Annotated in this window: 18 protein-coding genes and 1 pseudogene; 8 read left to right on the forward strand and 11 right to left on the reverse strand. The window is 66.2% G+C overall.

All coding sequences use genetic code 11. The annotated features are described in order from the left end of the window. Positions 1 to 139 precede the first annotated feature (139 nt). Positions 140 to 679, forward strand: a complete 540-nt coding sequence (locus C489_RS00340; RefSeq protein WP_006429081.1) for an HIT family protein — start codon at positions 140 to 142, stop codon at positions 677 to 679. Between the two features lie 57 nt (positions 680 to 736). Here C489_RS00340 and C489_RS00345 read toward each other — a convergent pair whose 3' ends face one another. Beyond that, positions 737 to 1,102 carry a winged helix-turn-helix domain-containing protein gene (locus C489_RS00345; RefSeq protein WP_006429082.1) on the reverse strand — a complete coding sequence of 122 codons (366 nt, stop codon included), beginning with the start codon at positions 1,100 to 1,102 and terminating at the stop codon, positions 737 to 739. A gap of 243 nt (positions 1,103 to 1,345) precedes the next feature. Between C489_RS00345 and C489_RS00350 the strand changes: the two genes are divergently transcribed. Then, positions 1,346 to 2,602, forward strand: a complete 1,257-nt coding sequence (locus tag C489_RS00350; RefSeq protein WP_006429083.1) for an RNA-guided endonuclease InsQ/TnpB family protein — start codon at positions 1,346 to 1,348, stop codon at positions 2,600 to 2,602. A gap of 45 nt (positions 2,603 to 2,647) precedes the next feature. On the opposite strand, the gene C489_RS00355 is transcribed toward C489_RS00350, so the two are convergent. The 7 genes from C489_RS00355 to mfnA form a co-directional block, all read right to left on the reverse strand. Next, positions 2,648 to 3,901, reverse strand: a complete 1,254-nt coding sequence (locus C489_RS00355) for a tRNA (N(6)-L-threonylcarbamoyladenosine(37)-C(2))-methylthiotransferase (protein ID WP_006429084.1) — start codon at positions 3,899 to 3,901, stop codon at positions 2,648 to 2,650. A gap of 90 nt (positions 3,902 to 3,991) precedes the next feature. Continuing rightward, positions 3,992 to 4,360 carry a hypothetical protein gene (locus C489_RS00360; RefSeq protein ID WP_006429085.1) on the reverse strand — a complete coding sequence of 123 codons (369 nt, stop codon included), beginning with the start codon at positions 4,358 to 4,360 and terminating at the stop codon, positions 3,992 to 3,994. A 60-nt stretch (positions 4,361 to 4,420) separates the two neighbouring features. Further along, positions 4,421 to 4,750 carry a DUF7312 domain-containing protein gene (locus C489_RS00365; protein ID WP_006429086.1) on the reverse strand — a complete coding sequence of 110 codons (330 nt, stop codon included), beginning with the start codon at positions 4,748 to 4,750 and terminating at the stop codon, positions 4,421 to 4,423. 66 nt (positions 4,751 to 4,816) lie between these two features. After that, the gene (gene pyk, locus C489_RS00370; protein ID WP_006429087.1) at positions 4,817 to 6,574 is read right to left on the reverse strand and encodes a pyruvate kinase; all 1,758 of its coding nucleotides are present in this window, start codon (positions 6,572 to 6,574) and stop codon (positions 4,817 to 4,819) included. 108 nt (positions 6,575 to 6,682) lie between these two features. Next, positions 6,683 to 7,462 (reverse strand): potassium channel family protein, encoded by a 780-nt coding sequence (locus tag C489_RS00375; protein WP_049890470.1) that lies wholly within the window; start codon positions 7,460 to 7,462, stop codon positions 6,683 to 6,685. Positions 7,463 to 7,630: 168 nt separating this feature from the next. Further along, complete coding sequence (gene metG, locus C489_RS00380; protein WP_006429089.1) at positions 7,631 to 9,802, reverse strand: methionine--tRNA ligase; 2,172 nt, start codon at positions 9,800 to 9,802, stop codon at positions 7,631 to 7,633. 159 nt (positions 9,803 to 9,961) lie between these two features. Continuing rightward, on the reverse strand, positions 9,962 to 11,047 hold the full coding sequence (mfnA, locus tag C489_RS00385) for a tyrosine decarboxylase MfnA (RefSeq protein ID WP_006429090.1): 1,086 nt from the start codon (positions 11,045 to 11,047) through the stop codon (positions 9,962 to 9,964). A 220-nt stretch (positions 11,048 to 11,267) separates the two neighbouring features. Here mfnA and C489_RS00390 point away from each other — a divergent pair, with 220 nt between their 5' ends. The 3 genes from C489_RS00390 (at position 11,268) to C489_RS00400 (ending at position 15,274) form a co-directional block, all read left to right on the forward strand. Continuing rightward, on the forward strand, positions 11,268 to 12,560 hold the full coding sequence (locus tag C489_RS00390) for a glycosyltransferase (RefSeq protein ID WP_006429091.1): 1,293 nt from the start codon (positions 11,268 to 11,270) through the stop codon (positions 12,558 to 12,560). A gap of 202 nt (positions 12,561 to 12,762) precedes the next feature. Beyond that, positions 12,763 to 14,013: a Glu-tRNA(Gln) amidotransferase subunit GatD gene (gatD, locus tag C489_RS00395; RefSeq protein ID WP_006429092.1), complete on the forward strand. Its 1,251-nt coding sequence runs from the start codon at positions 12,763 to 12,765 to the stop codon at positions 14,011 to 14,013. A gap of 289 nt (positions 14,014 to 14,302) precedes the next feature. Further along, a complete protein-coding gene (locus C489_RS00400) occupies positions 14,303 to 15,274 on the forward strand; it encodes a GNAT family N-acetyltransferase (RefSeq protein WP_006429093.1) in 972 nt (323 codons plus the stop codon). Positions 15,275 to 15,323: 49 nt separating this feature from the next. Here C489_RS00400 and C489_RS00405 read toward each other — a convergent pair whose 3' ends face one another. From C489_RS00405 to C489_RS00415, 3 genes are all read right to left on the reverse strand, one after another. Then, positions 15,324 to 15,605 (reverse strand): ubiquitin-like small modifier protein 1, encoded by a 282-nt coding sequence (locus C489_RS00405; protein WP_006429094.1) that lies wholly within the window; start codon positions 15,603 to 15,605, stop codon positions 15,324 to 15,326. A gap of 31 nt (positions 15,606 to 15,636) precedes the next feature. Continuing rightward, positions 15,637 to 16,932: a potassium transporter TrkA gene (locus C489_RS00410; RefSeq protein WP_193364766.1), complete on the reverse strand. Its 1,296-nt coding sequence runs from the start codon at positions 16,930 to 16,932 to the stop codon at positions 15,637 to 15,639. Between the two features lie 61 nt (positions 16,933 to 16,993). Beyond that, positions 16,994 to 18,256, reverse strand: coding sequence for a hypothetical protein (locus C489_RS00415; protein ID WP_006429096.1), 1,263 nt, complete (start codon positions 18,254 to 18,256; stop codon positions 16,994 to 16,996). A 129-nt stretch (positions 18,257 to 18,385) separates the two neighbouring features. Between C489_RS00415 and C489_RS20565 the strand changes: the two are divergent. From C489_RS20565 to C489_RS00425, 3 genes and pseudogenes are all read left to right on the forward strand, one after another. Then, positions 18,386 to 18,529: pseudogene (locus C489_RS20565) on the forward strand (hypothetical protein); the annotation flags it as partial. 21 nt (positions 18,530 to 18,550) lie between these two features. After that, a complete protein-coding gene (locus C489_RS00420; RefSeq protein WP_006429097.1) occupies positions 18,551 to 19,735 on the forward strand; it encodes an NAD-binding protein in 1,185 nt (394 codons plus the stop codon). Between the two features lie 85 nt (positions 19,736 to 19,820). Then, the gene (locus tag C489_RS00425) at positions 19,821 to 20,174 is read left to right on the forward strand and encodes a winged helix-turn-helix domain-containing protein (RefSeq protein ID WP_006429098.1); all 354 of its coding nucleotides are present in this window, start codon (positions 19,821 to 19,823) and stop codon (positions 20,172 to 20,174) included. The last annotated feature ends 10 nt before the right edge of the window (positions 20,175 to 20,184 follow it).

The raw sequence follows: 20,184 nt of genomic DNA on the forward strand, positions 1-20,184 counted from the left end.
GGCCGATACTATGACTGAGGCGTGCGTTTTCGGGCATAGAACACTTTGAAAACGCCACGTCTCACTTCTTCAACCTTATCTGAACACCGCCATACTGGCGGACTGAAACGCTTTAGGTCGCGCTCGAGTGGCATCGGGTATGGAACAGGTCTTCGCACCGTGGCGCATCGAGTGGATCCGACGCGACGAGGGAAATCCCGACATCGAGGACTGCGTGTTCTGTGAACTGCCCGACCTGGGCGACGACCGGGAGCACCTGATCGTCGCGCGGAGCGAACACGCGTTCGTCATGTTGAACAACTACCCGTATAACCCGGGCCACGTGATGGTGATTCCACACGTCCACACCGGCGATTACACCACTCTCGACGACGACGTCCTGCTCGATCACGCCCGATTGAAACAGCGGACGTTCGACGCGCTCGCGGCCGCCCTCGAGCCGGACGGCTTCAACGCCGGCTTGAACCTCGGTGACGGGGCCGGCGGCTCGATCGACGACCATCTCCACACCCACGTCGTCCCGCGATGGCAGGGCGACACCAACTTCATGCCCGTCCTCAGCGACACGACGGTGATCGTCGAGGCCCTGGAGGCGACCTACGACCACGTCCACGAGGCCTTCGCCGCCCAAGACGGGGCGACCGTCCCCGACGAGGACAGCGCGGTCGTGTTCGAGTAGTCGACGGGGAGGCGGCTGCGGACTCGGGCGACGGTCGGTCGCCGCCGGGAGACGGCGTTAGGGTTCACAGTATAGCGGTCGCCCGTTGCACTCGCACTCGATCCGCAGCGGGTCGTCGTAGGTCACCGACACGTGATCCATGGCCTGGACGTAGTGGGCCGGGGTCCCGGTCCGCGATCGATCGTTGAGCCGCGAGAGGAGTCCGGCCTCCCGGAGGTTCTCGACTTTTCTATACGCCGTCGACTGCGGGAGGTCGACCGCCTCGGCGATTTCGCTGACCGTCGCCGGCTCCTCGGCGTACAGATACACCGCTCGAGCGTCGTCGTCGGCGAGCAGATCCATGACGCGGCGGGGAGTACACCCCAGCTCGCCGTCCTGTCCCAGCCGCGGACACGGGCGCGGTTGCTCGGTTCCGTCGCTCATGTATGCTGCTACACTCGGCGTATACTTTGCTGTCGCCGCCCGTTCCCGCTGACTGGGGATCGGCCCGTATGCTTTCGTTCCGGGCGGTTATACGCGGAACAGGCGCAATACCACGGCCTGAAGGCCGTGGATACGTGTCGTCACTCAGTGACACATTCTACAGACACTAACAATACCGGATATTCCATGCCAAACACAGCTTTTAATAGACTCTGATCCATAACTAGTTATGGAAACAGTACGATGCTGGAGACAACCCGCACCTACGTCGCACGCATCACGAACCACACGCAGGTTCGTGACGACCTCGACCAGTGCGGATTCGCAGCATCGAAACTGTGGAACGTCGGACGCTACTATATCCAAGGCCGATGGGATGAGGACGGTGAGATACCTGACGAAGCCGAACTGAAATCGGAGTTGAAAGACCACGAACGCTACAGTGACCTGCATTCTCAGTCAAGTCAGCGAGTTCTCGAAGAACTTGCTGAAGCATTCACCGGCTGGTACAACTCCGACGACGGCAACAACCCACCCGGCTACAGGAAACGTGGCGACGACCACCCCCGCTCCACCGTCACGTGGAAGCAGAAAGGCATCAAGCACGACGACAAACACGGTCAACTCCGTCTCTCGAAAGGATTCAACCTGAAAGAGTCGCGGTCTGACTTCATCCTCGCAGAGTATGAAACCCGCCCCGACGTAGAAATCGAGAACATCCAACAGGTGCGTGGCGTCTGGAACGGCGACGAGTGGGAACTACACATCATCTGCAAGAAAGAGATTCCAGTCGAAGACGCACCGGGTGACAACACGGCGGGCATCGACCTCGGTATCAGCAACTACCTCGCCATCGACTACGAGGACGGCTCCTCGGAGTTGTATCCGGGGAACGTGTTGAAAGAGGACAAGCACTACTTCACCCGCGAGGAGTACCAGACCGAAGGCGAGAACGGACCGTCGAAGCGAGCGTTGAAGGCTCGCCGGAAACTTTCCCGACGCAAAGACCACTTCCTCCACACCCTCTCAAAACACACTGTTCAACGCTGTGTCGAAGAGGGCGTGGCGGAGATAGCAGTTGGAGACCTCAGCGACATCCGCGAAGACGAGAACGGCGACTCGCGGAATTGGGGTGAGTCGGGGAACAAGAAGTTGCACGGATGGGAATTCGACAGATTTGCCCGTCTGCTCGAATACAAGGCGGAGGAATACGGTATTCTCGTTGACCGCGTAGACGAGGAAAACACCAGCAAGACGTGTTCGTGCTGCGGACAGATTCGAGATGTGAACCGCGTGGAGCGTGGTCTGTACGTCTGCAAGTCCTGTGAAACGACGATGAACGCGGACGTGAACGGTGCAGTGAACATCCGGCGAAAGATAACTCAGAGTCCCCCGACAGGGGATATGAGTAACGGCTGGTTGGCACAGCCCGGAGTCTTCCTGTTCGACCGCGAGAGCGGGTCGTTCAAAACGAGAGAACAGGGAGACTGCAAACCCTAATATCCCAACGCTCGGGATTCCTCCGCCTTCAGGCAGAGGAGGATGTCAAACCGGTTTTCCGAACGCGTACATCGTCTCGTGAGCCGTCACCTCGAGGTCGACGAAATCGCCGGGCTCGATGCCGTGGTCGCTCGCGTTCTGGACGATAATCTGTCGATAGGCCGAGTCGCGGCACTTTACCGAATCGGCGGTGCCGTCCTCGACGACCAGGACGTCCTCGCGAGTTTCGCCGACCATGTCCGCGTAGGCGTCGGCGACGATCTCGCGTTTGACTTCGCTCATCTCCTTCGAGCGCTCCTTCTTGATCGTCCCGCCCAGGCCCTTCAGCTCGGCGGCGTCGGTGCCGGGCCGCTTCGAGAATCGGGTGACGTTGATCTTCTCCGGGCGGGTTTCGCGGAGCAGCGCCATCGACTGGGCGTGGTCGTGGTCGGTCTCGGTCGGGAAGCCGACGATGAAGTCCGTCGACAGCGTCCAGTAATCGAGGGCCGAATCGAAGGTCTCGACGACCTCGAGGTACTCCTCGACCTGATGCTGGCGGCGCATGTCCCCGAGCACGTCGTCGCTACCGGACTGGACCGGCGCGTGCAGGAAGTCGTAGAGTTCGTCGTATTCTGCGAAGACGTCGGCCAACTCCTCGCGGATGCCGTGGACCCCCTTCGGGTTGGCCATCCCCACCCGCACGCGGAAGTCGCCCTCGATCTCGCAGATCTCCTCGAGCAGGCGGTGGAGCTTGCGCTCGCCCTCGTCCCAGCCGTAGACGCCGGTGTCCTGGCCGGTGATGCGGATCTCCTTTGCGCCCGCGTGGATCAGGGCGCGGGCCTTTGCGACGTTTTCCACGATCGACGGGGAGTCGATCTTGCCCGTGGCCTGCTTGGTGATGCAGTACGAGCAGTCGGACATACAGCCCCGCGCGATCGGGAGGATGCCGACGACCCCGTCGAGGATCGGCTCGGCGTCGGGCGTCGTCGTCGGACACTCGCCGTTGGTGACCGCTTCGGGGACCTCGTCCCAGTGGAGGACCTGCCCGTCGACGTCTGCCTGCGCGAACTCCTCGCCCTGGGCCAGGGCCATACAGCCCGTGATGAAGAGATCGGCCGTCTCGTCGGCCAGTTCCTCGGCTCGGCGAAGCATGTTCCGCTCGGTCTTCTCGACGACGGTACAGGTGTTGAGGATGGCGACGTCCGCCTCCTCGGCCCCGTCGACCCGGTAGTGACCCGCATCGCGGAGCCGTCGCTCGATCTCACGGCTCTCCCCGCGATTCGACGTACAGCCGTACGTTTCGATGTGATACCGGGCCATTCGCTTGGACCGTTCTCAGGGCTGGCGAATCAAAAGCGCGACGGATCGCGGGCGCGACGGGCCGGCCGTCACGGCCCGCGGTCGCCTCGATTACCGCTCGTCGGCGTCGGCCCCGCCCGCAGTCCCGTCTCCGGTCTCAGTTGCAGCGTCGTCGACCAGCGCCTCGAGCGCCTCCTCGCCGACGAAAAGGGAGCGACGGCCGGTCGGCTCCTGTGCGATGAGCACGCCGGCCGAAAAGTCGGGGGTTCCATCTTCGTCATAGATCCCGTCGGGACTTGTGCCGATCCGCACCGACTCGCGGACCCGCAACATCGCCTCTCGGACCGCGTCGTCCCGGTCGGCCGCCGCGCTGACGTCCAGCCGGTCGACCGACTCCTCGCGGGCCGACAGTGCCTCGAGGACGGCGTCGACGTGTGCCGGGGCGGTCTCGCCGTCATAAATGTAGCTTCGAACGCGCATGGTTCTACGAATCGGTCGGGGTCGAACGCGACGGGGCTCGAGCGAGTCGGCCGCCTCTCATCAGAGCGGAACCGAGAGCAGTCGCACGAGCACGAGCACCATCGCGATCGCCCCCAAGACGACGAACAGTGCGTTCTCGAGGTCGGGATCGCCGGACTCGATCGGCGTCGAACTGGCTTCGGGCGCGTATTCGTCGTCGTCCGTCGCCGCTTCGTCGTCCGACTCGTCGCTCGAGTCGGAGAGATCCAGCGGGATTCGATCCCAGTCGCCGTCGCTCGAGTCGCCCTCGTTCGTCTCGCTCGCCTCGGTCGTCGGTTCGGCGTCCGGGTCCGTCGCCGACGGCTCGCCCCATCGGTCGGTGGTGTCGTTTCCGGACGGGTCGTCTGCCATACGCCCTCCTAATGGATCCGCCGTCAAAAACCCGCGGTCCGATCGCGGGCGGCCGTCAGGACCGGGTCAGCGCCGCACGGTGCGGTCGCTGATATCGCCGCCGTAGACGACGCCGCGTTCGGCGTCGACCGTGACGACCTCGCCGGCCGCGATATCCGTGCCGTCCGCGTCGCTGATCATCGGTATCTCCAACTCGCGTGCGACCAGCGCCGGGTAGCCGGTCATCCCCCGCTCGGCGTTGATGATGCCACCGATCCGGCTCGTATCGCCCGTAAACTCCTCGTCGAAATCCGCGGGGAGGGCGAGGATCGCCCCCTCCGGGATGTCCGAGAGGTCGCCATCGCTCACGTGGACGACCGGCCCGGTCGCCCGCCCCTCGACGACGACCTGTCCGGTCGTCAGCGCGTCGGCGGCGACGTGGACCTTCAGCATGTTCGTCGTGTTCGACCCCTCGAGGTCTGTCATCATGCCACAGAGGACGACCACGGTATCCCCGCTCTCGGCGATCCCGGCGTCGAGGGCGGCCTGGACGGCCTTCTCGACGACGGCGTCGGCACCCTGATCCGAGACGGGCGCGTACAGCGGCGTCACGCCCCACGTCAACGCGAGCTGGCGGCGCACCGCCTGACTCGGCGTCGAGGCGACGACCGGCACGCCGGGGCGGTACTTCGCCGTCTTCAGCGCCGTGTAGCCGGACTCCGTCGCGGCGACGACCGCGTCCGCGCCGATGTCCCGTGCGAGGAATCGTGCCGACCGAGCCAACGCGTCCGTCCGCGCCTCGCCCGACGCCGGCACGCGCTGCTCGAGCAACTCGGCGTACTCCTCGGAGCCCTCGACCTCGCGGATGATGCTGTCCATCGCGTCGACGACGGCGATGGGGTGGTCGCCGACCGCGGTCTCGGCCGACAGCATGACCGCGTCGGTGCCGTCGAGGACGGCGTTTGCGACGTCGGAGGCCTCCGCGCGCGTCGGCCGCCGGGCGTGGACCATCGAGTCGAGCATCTCCGTCGCCGTGATGACCGGCCGCCCGGCCTCGCGGCACTTGCGGATGATCCGCTTTTGGATCATCGGGACGTCCTCCATCGGACACTCCACGCCGAGGTCGCCGCGGGCCACCATCACGCCGTAGGCGGCGTCGATAATCTCGTCTAAGTTCTCGACCGCGCCGGCGCGTTCGATCTTCGCGATGATCGGGATGTCCGCACCCGCCTCTTCCAAGACCTCGCCGACCTCGTAGACGTCCTCGGCGTCCCGGACGAAACTCGCCGCGACGAAGTCGACCTCCTTCTCGGCGGCCAGCTCGAGATCTTTGCGGTCCTTTTCCGTGACGACATCGAGATCGAGTTCGACGCCGGGGACGTTGACGCCCTTGCGACCGCCCAGCTCGCCGCCGGTGTCGACCCGCGCCCGAATCGCGTCGCCGTCGTGTTCGAGGACGGTCGTCTCGATCAGGCCGTCGTCGAGCAGGATTCGGTCGCCGGGCCCGACCGCAGTGACCGACACCGAGAGGCCGACCGTCTCCGATGTCGCCTCCTCGCCCTCGACGAACCGGATTTCCGAGCCCGTCTCGAGAGTCACCGTTTCGCCCTCCGGCAGCGGTGCGGTCCGAATCTCCGGCCCTTTCGTGTCGAGCATGATCGCGACGGGCTCGGCCCGCTCCTCGTCGACCGCGCGAACGCGATCGATCAACGCCGCGCGATCCGACGGGCTGCCGTGGCTCGCGTTCAGCCGTGCGACGGACATCCCGGCCGCGGCGAGGTCCCGGATCGTCTCCCGGTCGTTCGTCGCCGGCCCCAGCGTACTGACGATTTTCGCGTTTCTCATGGCGGGAGCTAGCGCCAGCACGCCCTAAAAGATGGTCACTTACTCGCCCGCGAGTACTCATCGAGTGTCACCCGCGGCGGACCGAGCGGACGTGCGCTTGCCCTCGAGTCAGTCCGCTGGGTGGCGATCCGCCGGCCGCTCGAGCAGGCGGGTCACGCGCTCGCCGCTGAGGACTTCGGGGATGATCACCTCGTCGGCACCGGCCTCCCGCGCGACGGGCTCGTACATCTCCTCGCCGACGCGGACGAGGATTTCGGGCGTCGACGTCGCCGTTCCGCTGACGATCGCGATCTGGATGTTGACGTTCGAGTCGTCGATCGCGGCGACGAGTTTCGTCGCCCGGTCGACCCCGGCCGACCGCAGCACCCGCTCGCGTCTGGCGTCGCCCTCGACGAGCAGATGCCCGTCCTCGCGGGCGCGCTCCGCATTGTCGTCGTCGATTTCGATGACGACTACCCGTCGATCCGCCTCGGCGAGCCGGTTGGCGATCGTCCGTCCGAACATGCCGTAGCCACAGACGATCACGTGATCGTCGCTGTTGTCGATTCGTCGTTGCATCGTTGCTCGTGATACCTCCGTAGAGATCCGTCCCCCGAACAGCTCGGTGACGACCGTTTCGCCGATCCACAGCCCCGAGAGGACGAGCGCGGCCGTCACCAGCACGGCGTAGGCCTTGGTCGCCCGTTCGGGACCTGCATGGTCCTGAAAGTGGAGATCGATGCTCGTCAGATCGACCAGCCAGAACGCCGCCTCCACGGGGCCGACGTTCCCGAGGGCCGCGAGGCCCGCGACCCCTGCGACGACGACCGCGACGAACGCACCGATCGGCGCGACCGTGTGGCGCAAAACCGGTCGATCGTCGAAGTGTGAGACGCTACCGGGGAACACAGTCTGATACCTGATCCGCGGCTACATATATCTATTTGGAGTTGTTTTTAATGCACATTCGGGGGGGGGGGGACTACGTCCAAAACGTTGTTCTAATGGGTTCGGATTGGCGATAAAACCTCCAATTCGAACTATCCAAAACGCGCTCTCGGCCTCGAGCGATGACCGTTACTTGATCTTCTCGCCGAGGGCCGCGTCGCCGTGTGTCGTCAGCAGGTCAGCTTCCTCGCCGGCCGCGAGAATCATACCGTTCGACTCGACGCCGAACAGTTCCGCGGGTTCCATGTTCGCGAGCAGCACGCATTTCGTTCCGGGCAGTTCGTCGAGATCGTGGAGTTGCTTGATCCCCGCGACCACCTGTCGCGTCTCGAAGCCGATGTCGACCGCGAGTTTCGCGAGATCGTCCGCGCCTTCGATACCCTCGGCCGATTCGATCCGGCCGACGCGAATGTCCAGTTCCTGGAAGTCCTCGAATCCGATCCGGTCCTCGAGCAGCGGCTCGAGGTCGTCCGTGTCTGCCATGCGCTCGGATTCGTCCGCGTCGGTGTCGTCGCTTTCGGTTTCCGCGTCGCCGTCGTCGGATTCCTCGCCGTCGTCCGAGGCAGCCGCGACTCGTTCCTCGAGCTTTTCGGTGAGTTCTTCGACGCGCTCGTCCTCGATCTTGCCGAAGAGTTCGCCGGGCTCGTCGAAGGTTCGCGGCGGGGCCTCGAGGGCGTCCTCGAGGTGGGCGTCAGCAATCTCGCCGTCCTCGCCGAGTTGCTCCCACAGGGCCTGGGCCTTGTCGGGGGCGATCGGCTCGAGCAGGACGCCGACGGCTTTGGCGATCTGGACGCAGTCGCGGATGACCTGCGCGGCTTCTTCGGGTTCGTCGTCGGTGAGCTTCCACGGCTCGTTGCGCTGGATGTACTCGTTGCCGAACTGCGCGAGTTGCGTCGCGGCCCCTCCGACCCCACGCATGGAGTAGTCGTTGACGTTCTCGCGAACGTCGCCGATGGCTCCCTCGATGCGTTCCTCGACCTCTGCGGAGATGTCCGTGTCGGGCGTGCCCTCGTAGTTGCGGTAGGCGAAGAGCAGCGAGCGGTACCAGAAGTTGCCGACGGTGCCGACGAGTTCGCCGTTGACCTTCTCCTGGAAGGCGTCCCACGAGAAGTCGACGTCCTGCTGGAGGCCACCGGTCGTGGTCAGGTAGTATCGCAGCAGATCGGGGTGGAAGCCCTCGTCTAGGTACTCCTTGGCCCAGATCGCGCGGTTCCGGCTGGTCGAGAGCCCCTTGCCGTTGATCGTGATGAAGCCGGTCGCGGCGATCCCGCGCGGCTTGTTGTAGCCTGCCCCCTCGAGCATGGCGGGCCAGAAGATCGTGTGGTGCTGGATGATGTCCCGGCCGATGACGTGCATAATTTCGCCACCGGAAGAGCCGTGCGCTTCCGAGCCTCCGCTCGCTTCGCTCGCGGAGACGTCCCCCTTCCAGACCTGCTCCCAGTCGTACTCGTCTTTGCCGACGCGCTCGGAGTACTGCTTCGTACTCGAGATGTACTCGACCGGCGCGTCGACCCAGACGTAGAGGACGAGGTCGTCGCCCTCAGTGTCGTCGTCCCCGTTAGGGTAATCGATCCCCCAGTCCATGTCTCGCGTGATACACCAGTCCTGTAGCCCGTCTTCGATCCACTGCCGGGGCTGGTTGCGCGCGTTCGAGGTGCCCTCGAGCCCGTCGAGGAACTCGGTCAGGAAGTCCGAAAACTCCGAGACCTCGAAGAACTTGTGGGTCCGCTCGCGGTATTCGGCCGGGTTGCCCGTGATCGTACTCGTTGGGTCCTCGACCTCGCCCGGCTCTAAGTGGCGCTGACAGCCCTCGTCGCACTCGTCGCCGCGGGCTTTCTCGCCGCAGTACGGACAGGTTCCCTCGACGTAGCGGTCCGGAAGATACTGGTCGGCGTCGGGGTCGTAGGCAACCTGAATCTCCTTTTCGTATATGTAGCCCTCGTCGTCCAGCGTCCGGACGATCTCCTGGGTCAACTCGGTGTTCGTCTCGTCGTGCGTGTGGCCGTAGTTATCGAAGTCGACGTTGAACTTCGGGAACGTCTCTTCGTACTGCTCGTGCCAGTCCAGCGCGAAGTCCGCGGGATCGACGCCCTGCTGTTCGGCGTTGACGGCGACCGGGGTGCCGTGCATGTCCGACCCGCAGACGTAGGCCGTCTCCTGTCCCAGCGTCTCGAGTGCGCGGCTGAACGCGTCCGCGCCGATATACCCCCGCAGGTGGCCGATGTGGAGGTCGCCGTTGGCGTAGGGCAACCCACAGGTCACGACGGCGGGATTCTCCGTCGGAAAGTCCTCGTGGCTCATGGTCGTCACGTTGCGCTCGCGGGCGTAAAACCCGCCGGTTTCGATCGCCCGCCTGACGGCTCTCGTCACGCGTTCGTGGGTTTCCGACTCGAGCGAGACCAGTCATCATTCGAGACCCTCGGGAACGCAGCGAATCGTCGCACACGGGCGGCAGCAGGTCTAATCGTCGCTCGTGATAGGCACGCTCGCACGCACCTCGAGTCGGTCGAGATCCCCAATAAAGGAAGCCAGCATCTCGCGGGTGACGTGGGGCATGCAGACAACCCGTAACTCGCCCGTAGCGGTTCTGGAAATTCGCCACCCCTCGGCCCGCAGCGCGTCGAACGTCGACCGCGGCACGTCGGCCGCGACCAGCGGCAAGGTCGGGTCGGCGACCTCGTAGCCGCGTTTTTCCAAGGCGTCAGCGAGCCATTCGGCGTTGTTCTTCGAGCGGGCGTACTGGCGGCGGTAGCCGCCGGGCCACAGCTCTTCCATCGCGGCGACGGCGCTCGCGACGCCGGCCCCGGAGCGGGTTCCGGTCAGCGTCGCCTGCGAGGTCGACTCGAGGTAGGGCGTGTCGACGGCGAGTTCGTCCAGCAGGGCGGAATCGCGGACGAGCAGTCCTCCCGCGGGCACCGCGGCCTGCCCCATCTTGTGGGGGTCGATCGCCATCGTGTCGATCGCGGCGTGGGCGAAGTTCCACTCGTAGTCGGTAAAGGGGAGGACGAAGCCGCCCCACGCGGCGTCGACGTGACACATGGCGTCGACCGAGTGGGCGATCTCGGCGAGATCCGGAATCGGGTCGACGCGGCCGTACTCGGTGGTCCCCGCGACGCCGATCACCAGCGCGGTGTCGTCGTCGACGGCGGCGCGGACGGCCGAGAGATCGGCCCGCTGCCGGTCGTCGGTCGGGATGATTCGGAGGTCGACGCCGAGCAGGTCGGCGGCCTTCTGGAAACTGAAGTGGCCCGATTCGGGCATGACGACGTTCGGCGTCCGACTGTCCGCCCGCTCGCGGGCGATTCTGACGGCTTGAATGTTCGCCTCGGTGCCGCCGCTCGTGATATAGCCCGCCGGATCGTCGAGGCCCGCGATCTCGCTCAACAGCGCGATCGCGTCGTCCTCGAGGGCCGCGACGTTCGGGTAGGTGCCAGGATCGCCGGGGTTCGTCGCGAGAAACCGTTCGGCCGCGTCGCGCGCCGCCGGGTGGGGTTCCGTACACATCGAGGAGAGAACCCGGTCGAACGCTTGCGGCTCGATTTGCATATCACGTATGTACTCAGTCGGCGGTTTATTTGTTGCGTTCGGCGACGTTTCCTCGGCTGTTCGTTGCTCTCGCCCGTGTCTCCAGCTGCTCCCGTCCGATCGACCGGAACCGCCGCTGTCTCCCGCTCGCATTCGTGACGCCAAGAAGGTGTGCTGTCCGCGCTGGACTCGCCGTCTATATGGGCAATGTTGATAACACGCCGACCGGAACCCACCGGCAATGATTTCGACAGCGTCTCGAGCCGTCGAACACGGAGCCACCGTCGTCGGTGTGCTCTCCCTGCTGCTGTTTGGGTTTACACAGGGACGGGAGATCCAGCAGTACTCCCTCGACTTGCTCGTGGTGACTGTGCAGGTGGTGTTCCTCGACGCGCTGTCGTCGATGGCCGTCTTCACGTGTTTCGTCGCGATCACCGGACTGCTGCTGGTCCGCGAGGTGTGGACCTCCCGAGACGTCATCGACCCGGTGACCGACGGCCCGCGGCTGACGGCAATCGTGCCGGTCTACCGCGATCACGCGCTGATGGACGAAAGCGTCGCGAGCCTCTGTGAAAGCGCCTACGAGAACCTCGAGGTCGTCATCGTCGCCGAGCCGAACGACGACGCGACCCTCGAGCGGGCCCGCGAACTCGCGAGCGCTCACGAGCGGGTCGAGTGTCTGATTAACGGGAATCCGGGCTCGAAGGCGGGCGCGATCAATGACGCCGTCCGCGAGACCGACGCCGAGCATGTCGCGGTCTTCGATGCCGACGAGCGGGTCACACCCGAGTTCCTCCCGCGAGCGATGGGCGCGGTACTCGACGGCGCGGACGTCTTTCAGGGCCGTCGGATTCCGCGACCGACCGGCGTCATCGAGACGGTCGCGTACTGCGAACGCGCGGTCTTCCACGCGAGCTACAAGCTGGTCGAACTCTCCGGGTTCGCGAACTGCCGGAGTTCCTCGACGGTTCTCACCCGCGAGGCCTTCGAGCGCGTCGACGGCTACGACGACATGCTCACCGAGGACCTCGATTTCGCCCACAGCTGTTATCGCGAAGGCCTCGACGTGAGACAGGCTCGCCAGTGTACGAACACGATGGAGGCCCCCCACACCCTGCGCGACCTCTGGGGCCAGCGCAAGCGCTGGCGCGTCGGCCAGATCGAAGTCCTCCACGCGACGCTTCTCGAGGCACTGGGCGGACAGGTCGACCGCCGCGGAGTCATCTCGATCGGCCGGATGTGCTCGAGCCTGCTCGGGTGTCTGTTCACGCTCGCGCTCACCTCAAAGCTCCTCCTGTTGCTCGTTCTGGGCGTCGAATCGGCGTTCCTGATTCCCTCCTTGGCGCTCATCGCGACCATCGGCCTCGTCGCGTGGCGCGACGCCCGCGACGGCCAGATCGACGGCCTCCGGTGGAGCGTCGTCCTCGCGCCGCTGCTCTATCCCGCCTTCGGTGTGCTCACCCTCAAATCGCTGCTCGAGTACGGCCTCTCGTGGGACGGGACGTGGTATCACGTCGACAAAAGCAGTTCCTGACGGCGACGGTAGTTCTCGAGTAGTTCGGCGTTTATACTTCGCTTGAGTGACGGCCCGCTCGTCGATCCACGGCCGGGTGGGACTGAAGCGACGCAGGGGCTTTCGCGTTGTTGCCGAAGACGCATTCACGCGATCGAACGAGTCACGTTTGCTGTTGGATCGAAAGCGTGCCTTCAAGTCCGACGCCGCGCAACGCCAACGCATGAACCCAGGCGACCGCGTCCGCGTCGATCGCGCGGACCGCACCTACGAAGGCGTGTTGCTTCCCTCGAGCACGGACGATCACCTCGTGGTGAAACTCGAGGGCGGCTATAACGTCGGCGTCGATCGAGAGGGAGCCGACGTGGAGGTCCTCGCGGAGGACGTCTACCGGATCGACGGCACCGACGCGGCGGGGGACGACGCCGGCTCGGAGATCGAGTTCGACGACGACCTGCCGACGATTTCGCTGATCTCGACCGGCGGCACCATCGCCTCGACGGTCGACTACCGCACCGGCGCGGTGACGGCCCAGTTCGACGCCGAGGACGTGCTCCGCGCGGTGCCCGACCTCGCGGGGCGGGCGAACTACCGCGGGCGCGTCGTCGCCAATATCCTCTCCGAGAACATGGAGCCGCCGCTCTGGCAGGACCTCGCCGACGCGGTGGCCGAGGAGATCGAGGCCGGTGCCGACGGCGTCGTCGTCATGCACGGCACCGACACGATGCAGTACTCCGCCTCTGCGCTCTCCTTTATGCTCGAGACGCCGGTGCCGATCGTCTTTACCGGCTCGCAGCGCTCGGCGGACCGGCCGTCTTCGGACAACGTGATGAACGCCGTCTCGGCCGTCGAGGCCGCCAAAAGCGACTGCGCGGAGGTGCTGGTCTGTATGCACGCCTCCGAATCCGACGACGACTGTGCGCTCCACCGCGGCACGCGCGTGCGGAAGAACCACACCTCCCGCCGGGACGCGTTCGAGACCGTCGGCGCGGCACCGCTCGGCGAGGTCGACTACGAGACCGAGGAGGTCAGCTTCCGGCGCGAGTATCAGGAACGCGGCGAGACCGACCTCAAGACCGCACCCGCACTCGAGAGCGACGTCGAACTCCTCAAGTTCACGCCCGGAATGGACCCCGCGTTCCTCGACGTCGTCGAGGGGTCGGAAGGGCTGATCATCGAGGGCACCGGCCTCGGCCACGTCCACACCGATCTGATCCCCCGGATCGAAGAGCTCATCGCGGACGGGACGACGGTCGTCATGACCAGCCAGTGTCTCGAGGGCCGGGTCTGTGACCGGGTCTACGACACCGGTCGGGACCTGCTCGAGGCCGGCGTGATCGAGGGCGGCGACACGCTCCCGGGAACGGCGAAGGTGAAACTGATGTGGGCACTCGAGAACAGCGAGGACGTCGAAGAGGCGATGGGAACCTCGCTTGCCGGCGAGATTCAGGAGCGGTCGGTTCCGTGGGAGTGACGGCGGACTCCGGTTGCGAAGTCGGTTTTCCTCTCTAAACGTTCGAAACGCTGTCTCGAATAGAAATAGCGGAAGGCGTTCTGCTATCGTGGCAACACGGAAGGCCACGCCCTCCCCAACCGATTCGCTCTCTCACTCCGTTCGTCCGCTCATCCCTCGCACGGGATCAGAACGCGGTTCGCCGGTGGCTCACCGCGTTCCAGCGCGCGCCACCGCAGCGGGCAACTCCCCCTCGAGCCTGCGAAGGTCTTTCGGGCACGATCGCGTGAGATGTCAGTGTTCGATCTATATGTCACCCGATTCGGACGCCGACCCCGCCATCGAAATCCGCCGCGCGACCCACGACGATTACGAGGCCGTCGCCGCCTTCACGAGCGACATCTGGCCCGAGCGCGGCGGTGACTACATCCCGCGGGTCTACCACGACTGGCTCGAGGACGAACCCGGACAGGGCAAGAAGACCTTCCTCGCGGAGGTCGACGGCGAGGCCGCGGGGATCGTCCAGGGCGTGTTGCTCACCGACGACGAGGCGTGGTTCCAGAGCATGCGCGTCGCGGCCGACTATCGCCGGCAGGGGGTGAGCCACCGGCTGAACGAGGCGACCTTCGAGTGGGCCCGCGAGCGGGGCGCGACGGTCGGCCGCGTGATGATCTTCTCGTGGAACGCGGCCTCCTTCGGCGCGGCGCGGACCAGCGGCTACGAGCCGATCACCGAGTTTCGCTTCGCCCACCCCGACCCCGACCCGGACGCCGACGGGTCGGCGTCACACGCGGTCTCGAGCGATCCCGCGGCGGCGTGGCGGTACTGGACCCACAGCGACGCCCGGGAGTACCTCTCGGGACTCGCTCTCGCACCCGAAGAGTCGTGGGCCGTCAGGGAACTCGCTCGAGCCGATTTCGATCGGCTGGCCGACGAGACGGCCGTCTTCGCGGTCGAAGGTGAGACCGGACTCGCGGGAACTGCCTACCGATCGCGAACCTACGAGCGGCCGGTCGAGGATGACGACTCGAGCGAGGACGAATCGGACGCTGACCCGCAGACCGAGACGTGGGCCGAGTACGGCCTCGGCGCGTGGGAAGACGTCGACGCCGCCCGCTCGCTGTTCGCCGCGATCGCTCGCGACGCGGCCGACTGCGGGGCCGACGAGACGCGGGTGCTGATCCCCGAAACGCCCAGACACGTCACCGACGCGCCCTACGCGGGCGTCGAAATCGCCGAGGAACCCGATTTCGTGTTAGGGATCGATCTCAGCGGGAAGTGACGGGACGGTGTCAAAGGGGCCGGTGCCACGATTCATTTCGAATCGGGCGCTACCCGCCGCTGACCGGCGGAAACAGCGCCAGTTCGTCGCCGTCCTCGAGTTCCGTTGCGAGGCCCTCCTCTTCGACCAGCACGTTCGTCCCGTTGCGCAACACGTTGATCTGCGATCGCAACTCGCCGTCTTCGAGCACGCGGCCCTCGAGTTCGGGTGCCGCCTCGAGCAGCGCCTCGAAGGCGTCGCCGACGGTGTCGCCGGCCCCGGCGTCGACGGTCACGTGTTTGTCGCCAGCGCGTTCGGCGAGGTCGGCGAACAGTTTCCACTCCGTAGGCATACGTGGCGCTATCGGTGCCGGCGGCAAGTAGCTACCGCTCCTGTGGCCGTTCCGGTTCGCGATCGTCCTGCCCGCCGGCGACCGTCTCCCGCGCTCGCTCCTGCTCGTCGCTCTGATCGCTCGCCTCGACTAGCGTCCGTTCGGTCACCCGCCGCAGTGCGTCGGGCCGACCGAGTACGTAGGCGATGTCGCCGGCCGCGAGTCGCTCGCTGCCGGCCGGCAGCGGCAGGTACTTGTCACCGCCATCGCCGCCATCGCCGTCACCGCCGTCACTGCTGTCTGGATCGCGCTCGAGAGCGAGCACCAAGACCGGTAGCGAGTCGACCGACAGCCCCGCGAGTTGATCGTCAGTCCCGACGGAGACGGTCGTCACCGTCTCGTCGGCCGTCCGGAGCAGGGAGACGAGATCCCGTTCGGCGTCGGGGCTGCCCGGCAGGGTCACGAGCCGGTACTCCCGCTCGGGCTCGAGGTCGCGGGCGTCCTCGGCGTCGAGGGCGACCGTCGCGATATCGGCGGCGGTCGCGCGCAGTTCGCCGCCGGCGACCCGCCGAGCGGTGCCGTCCTCGTCGTCGCGCGCCCAGATGCGGACCGCATCGCCCGGGCTGGCGTCCGCCGCGGGGTCGCCGGTCAGGGCGACGGCGACGGTGCCCGGCGCGAGCGTCGGCCCGATCCCCGCCGGCCGGCTCCCCACCGCGAGGTACTCGACGGTCCCGTCCGCGGTGAGGTCCGCGTCGACGTGGCCGATCCCGTAATCGCGCTCGAGGCGGGCGATCAGTCGCTCGCGGAGTTGGTCGGCGGTGAGCCGGCGCGGGAAGCGGAACGTCTGGCCCGCGAGTTCGGCTTTCACCGATTCCTCGACGGCGTCGTAGCCGTCGATGTCGCCGATCTCCTCGGGCAGTTCGACGCTGACGACGCGACCGGCCGAGCGGACGAGTTGGGAGACTTCGGTGATCGTCCGCGGCGTGGCGACCACGAACACGTCCCGGGCGAGGAAGTCGCCCAGCCGCCGGCCGCCGTCGGCGGCGACCGCGCTGGCGGTGAACGCAGCGACGGTGTATATCGCGGTACTGGGATCGGTCAGCGGCGTATCGCCGAGAATCGCCTGTTGCAGGGCGGATTGGGTGTTCAGCCAGATCGCGACCATCGCGACGCCGAAGAGGACCGCGACGCCCTCGGGGACCTCCTCGGCGCTGTACCAGCGGTAGGCAAACGCCACGCCGACGCCCGCACCGGCCGCGAGCAGTGCGAATCCGAGGATCCCGACGACCGCTTCCAGCAACGTCTCGGACGAGAGCAGTTCGGACGAGACCACTTGTGCGACACGAATGGCTACCACGAGCGATCACCCCCGGTCGTGTCCTCAGCGCGAGCGTCGATCACGGCGAGCGTCATCGTGCGATCGCCTCCGTGAACGCTTCGGTGGCGTCCTCCGGCCCCGCGACGAACGCCTCGTCGCCCGCCTCGAGTCGCCGCTCGATGCCGGGGCCGAACACCCAGCCGTGGCGGCGGCCGCCCGTCTCGCTGCCCTGTCGTCGCACCGCGAGGATCGTCACGGCCGCCGCCGACGCGGTCTCGTCGTCCGCGCCGGCCGCGCCGACGGTGAATCGGCGGATGGCGTACCCTTCGCGTTTGACCAGCGCGAGCGCCTCGAACTCGCCGCTCGTGCCGCGAGACCGCACGACGAGCCGCGGCGAGTCGGCCTCGAGGACGGGCTTGACGTCCCGTCTGGCGACGGCGAGGGTCACGCGTCCCGGCCCGCCGGCCGTCGCCGCGTTCGCCCTCGATGCCGGGGCGATCGTCTCCTCGTCTTCGCCGCCGTCGGTCGCGATCTCGTCCGTTTCGGGCGGGGCCGGGCTGGCGGCCGCGGCGCGTTCGTCGTCGACGTCGGTCCGAGCGCTCAGCACCCGTCCGGTGATCGAGCGCTCGCCGGTTCGGACGGTCACCTCGTCCCCGCGGGCCAGCCCCGTCGGAACGAGCGTCGCGACCGAGACGGCGCGCTGTCCCATCGATACCCGTCGGGAGAGTCTCCCGGACGGCGGTGCCGCCACGATGGTCGCCCGCGCCTGTTCGTCGACCGTGATGTCGATATCCGCGAGGTCGTGTTCCGTTCGCAGCCGCTCCTCGAGGCGGGACGCGAGTTCCGAGAGGGGGAGGTCGGCGGGGAGTCGCCACGAGCCGGCCTTGAGCGCTTGCCGGAGATCGGGAGACAGCGGCGGATAGCCCTCCATATCGTGGATTTCGCCGGTCGGGCGGACGGTGACTTGGCCGACCGAACCGACGAGTTCGACGACGTCGGCCGAGAGGGTCCGCTGTCGGAGCCGGGTAAAGGAGAGCCGTCGGGGCAACTCGGCCCCGAGTTTGTCGCCCTGATTGTGGGCGTAGAGCGCGAGCATGAGGACGATCAGTACGGCGATCAGTAGCCGCGGTGACTGGGCGATCGTGGGTTCGACGAGACCGAGCAGGCCGCCCTGCACGCTGGCGATCGAGAGCGCGAGGACGACGACACCGAACCCGGGCAGCGTGACGCCGGTGAAGTACCGCACGAGAAAGCCGAGCGACCCGGCGACGAACGCGGGGACGATGCCGGTCAGAAGCCCGAGATAGAGGCCGAGCAGCACTTCGATCAGCAGATCGACCGGAAGCGATTGCATTGTGTGTCGGTCGGACGGAATCGTTAAATCAGCACCGACAGCGGAACCGATAATCGCGTCCTTCGGCCGGAACCGTCCAGTCAGCTGTAGGTACGGGTTTTTGCACGCTCGAGTCGTAGTGATCGGTCACGGGTCAGTCAGCTGTTCGTCGGCGACGTCACCGAAACCGTGTTCCAGCGCTCGCCCGTTCCGGTGATCGTCGTTCGCCGAGCGGGTTCGATCCCTACCACGACGGCCGGTCCGGACGGACTCGAGACGGGGACGTTTAACTAACGTCGCCGCCCAGCGCTGTGTATGGTCGACGACCGGTCGCTTCGATCGCGACTGCCGGACAACTGGCGGCGAGTGCTGACGACGCGAGCGACCGTCGTGCTCGTCTTGCTCGTCGCGCTGCTCTCGGTCGCGACCGCGATTCTCAATATTTGGAATCCCAGCCCCGGTCCGCTCCATCAATACGTTCCCGAAGCGATTCAAAGCGCCGCTGCCTTCACGGGAGCACTCACTGGATTTACGATGGTCGGCAGTGCACTCGCCCTCCGGCGTGGGCTCCGCGCCGGGTGGTGGGCGACGCTGCTGTTGCTGCCAGTGACTGCGGCACAGGGACTCCTGCAATCGAGTCAATACTCGTTCCCACTGGTCGTCCTCTCCGTCATTTCGATCCCGGCCCTCTTGCTAACGCGCAGCCGGTTCGACAAACCGCTCTCGCTGACCACGACCCAGATCGCGGCCGGCGCGGCGCTCGTCGGCGTCCAGCTGTACGGCACTATCGGGGGCTACGCCCTCCGGGATCACTTCGACGAGATCAATACCATCCTCGACGCCTTCTATTTCACGCTGATTACCTCGAGTACGGTCGGCTACGGCGACGTGACGCCGAACGCGGGGTCGGTCCAGGGGATGCTGTTTACGATGTCCGTACTCATCCTCGGCGTCGCCAGTTTCGGTATCGCCATCGGGGCGCTCGTCGGCCCGGTGATCCAAGATCGCATCTCGAAAACACTCGGAAAGATGAGCGACTCACAACTCCAACTCCTCGACGAGCACATCCTCGTGCTCGGCTACGGCGAACTGACGGAACCGATCGTCGACGAACTCGCGGACGCCGGCCGGCAGTTCGTCGTCGTCACCAACGACCGCGACGCCGTGACGACTCTGACCGACCGCGACCTCGCCGTCGTCACCGGCGACCCCAGCGACGAGGAGCCGCTTCGCCGCGCGAAAATCGATCGCGCGGCCGCGATCCTCGTCGCCACGAACCACGACGCTGAGGACGCCCTGACCGTCCTCACCGCCCGCGAACTCGCGCCGAACACGCGCATCGTCGCCGCCGCGACCGACCGCGAGAACACCAAGAAACTCGAGCGGGCCGGCGCTGACGCCGTGATCAGCCCCGCGATGCTCGGGGGCCACCTGCTGGTGCGGTCGGCGCTGGGCAGCGACGAGAGCGGCCTGATCGATCGAATCCTCGAGCGGGAGTGAGGTCGGCTATCCGGCGCCGCAGCGTCGCACGACCCCGACGTGGGACCGGGAACTGTTTTTATCCCTGCCACGAAAATCGGACAATATGGCGATACCAACGTGGCTGTGGACCGCAACGGACGGACCCGCCGGTCGATCACGCTCGCGGATCGAACGCGACGAGGACAACGGCGATGGCGATGGGCTCGACCTCGAGGCGGTCTCGAACGACCTCGAACTGCTCTCGAGTCCGGTGCGGTTGGAGATCCTGCTCACCCTTGCCGATCGCGACCACCCGATTCGGTATGGCGAGCTCCGGGAGGCGGTCTCGATCGAGGACAACGGCCAACTCAACTACCATCTGCGACGACTCGAGAGCGCCGTCACCGGCGACGACGGTGAATACGCGCTGACCGCCCGCGGCGAACGGCTGCTGAAGCGCGCGACCGGACCGACGTGACGGAGACTGC

The organism is Natrinema versiforme JCM 10478, from assembly GCF_000337195.1.
GTDB classification, from domain to species: Archaea; Halobacteriota; Halobacteria; order Halobacteriales; family Natrialbaceae; genus Natrinema; species Natrinema versiforme.

Excerpts from the sequence above, each read along its gene's own strand:
- C489_RS00340 (WP_006429081.1), top strand. The coding sequence starts at position 140 with ATGGAACAGGTCTTCGCACCGTGGCGCATCGAGTGGATCCGACGCGAC.
- C489_RS00345 (WP_006429082.1), bottom strand. The coding sequence starts at position 1,102 with ATGAGCGACGGAACCGAGCAACCGCGCCCGTGTCCGCGGCTGGGACAG.
- C489_RS00350 (WP_006429083.1), top strand. The coding sequence starts at position 1,346 with ATGCTGGAGACAACCCGCACCTACGTCGCACGCATCACGAACCACACG.
- C489_RS00355 (WP_006429084.1), bottom strand. The coding sequence starts at position 3,901 with ATGGCCCGGTATCACATCGAAACGTACGGCTGTACGTCGAATCGCGGG.
- C489_RS00360 (WP_006429085.1), bottom strand. The coding sequence starts at position 4,360 with ATGCGCGTTCGAAGCTACATTTATGACGGCGAGACCGCCCCGGCACAC.
- C489_RS00365 (WP_006429086.1), bottom strand. The coding sequence starts at position 4,750 with ATGGCAGACGACCCGTCCGGAAACGACACCACCGACCGATGGGGCGAG.
- pyk (WP_006429087.1), bottom strand. The coding sequence starts at position 6,574 with ATGAGAAACGCGAAAATCGTCAGTACGCTGGGGCCGGCGACGAACGAC.
- metG (WP_006429089.1), bottom strand. The coding sequence starts at position 9,802 with ATGAGCCACGAGGACTTTCCGACGGAGAATCCCGCCGTCGTGACCTGT.
- mfnA (WP_006429090.1), bottom strand. The coding sequence starts at position 11,047 with ATGCAAATCGAGCCGCAAGCGTTCGACCGGGTTCTCTCCTCGATGTGT.
- C489_RS00390 (WP_006429091.1), top strand. The coding sequence starts at position 11,268 with ATGATTTCGACAGCGTCTCGAGCCGTCGAACACGGAGCCACCGTCGTC.
- gatD (WP_006429092.1), top strand. The coding sequence starts at position 12,763 with ATGAACCCAGGCGACCGCGTCCGCGTCGATCGCGCGGACCGCACCTAC.
- C489_RS00400 (WP_006429093.1), top strand. The coding sequence starts at position 14,303 with ATGTCACCCGATTCGGACGCCGACCCCGCCATCGAAATCCGCCGCGCG.
- C489_RS00405 (WP_006429094.1), bottom strand. The coding sequence starts at position 15,605 with ATGCCTACGGAGTGGAAACTGTTCGCCGACCTCGCCGAACGCGCTGGC.
- C489_RS00415 (WP_006429096.1), bottom strand. The coding sequence starts at position 18,256 with ATGCAATCGCTTCCGGTCGATCTGCTGATCGAAGTGCTGCTCGGCCTC.
- C489_RS00420 (WP_006429097.1), top strand. The coding sequence starts at position 18,551 with ATGGTCGACGACCGGTCGCTTCGATCGCGACTGCCGGACAACTGGCGG.
- C489_RS00425 (WP_006429098.1), top strand. The coding sequence starts at position 19,821 with ATGGCGATACCAACGTGGCTGTGGACCGCAACGGACGGACCCGCCGGT.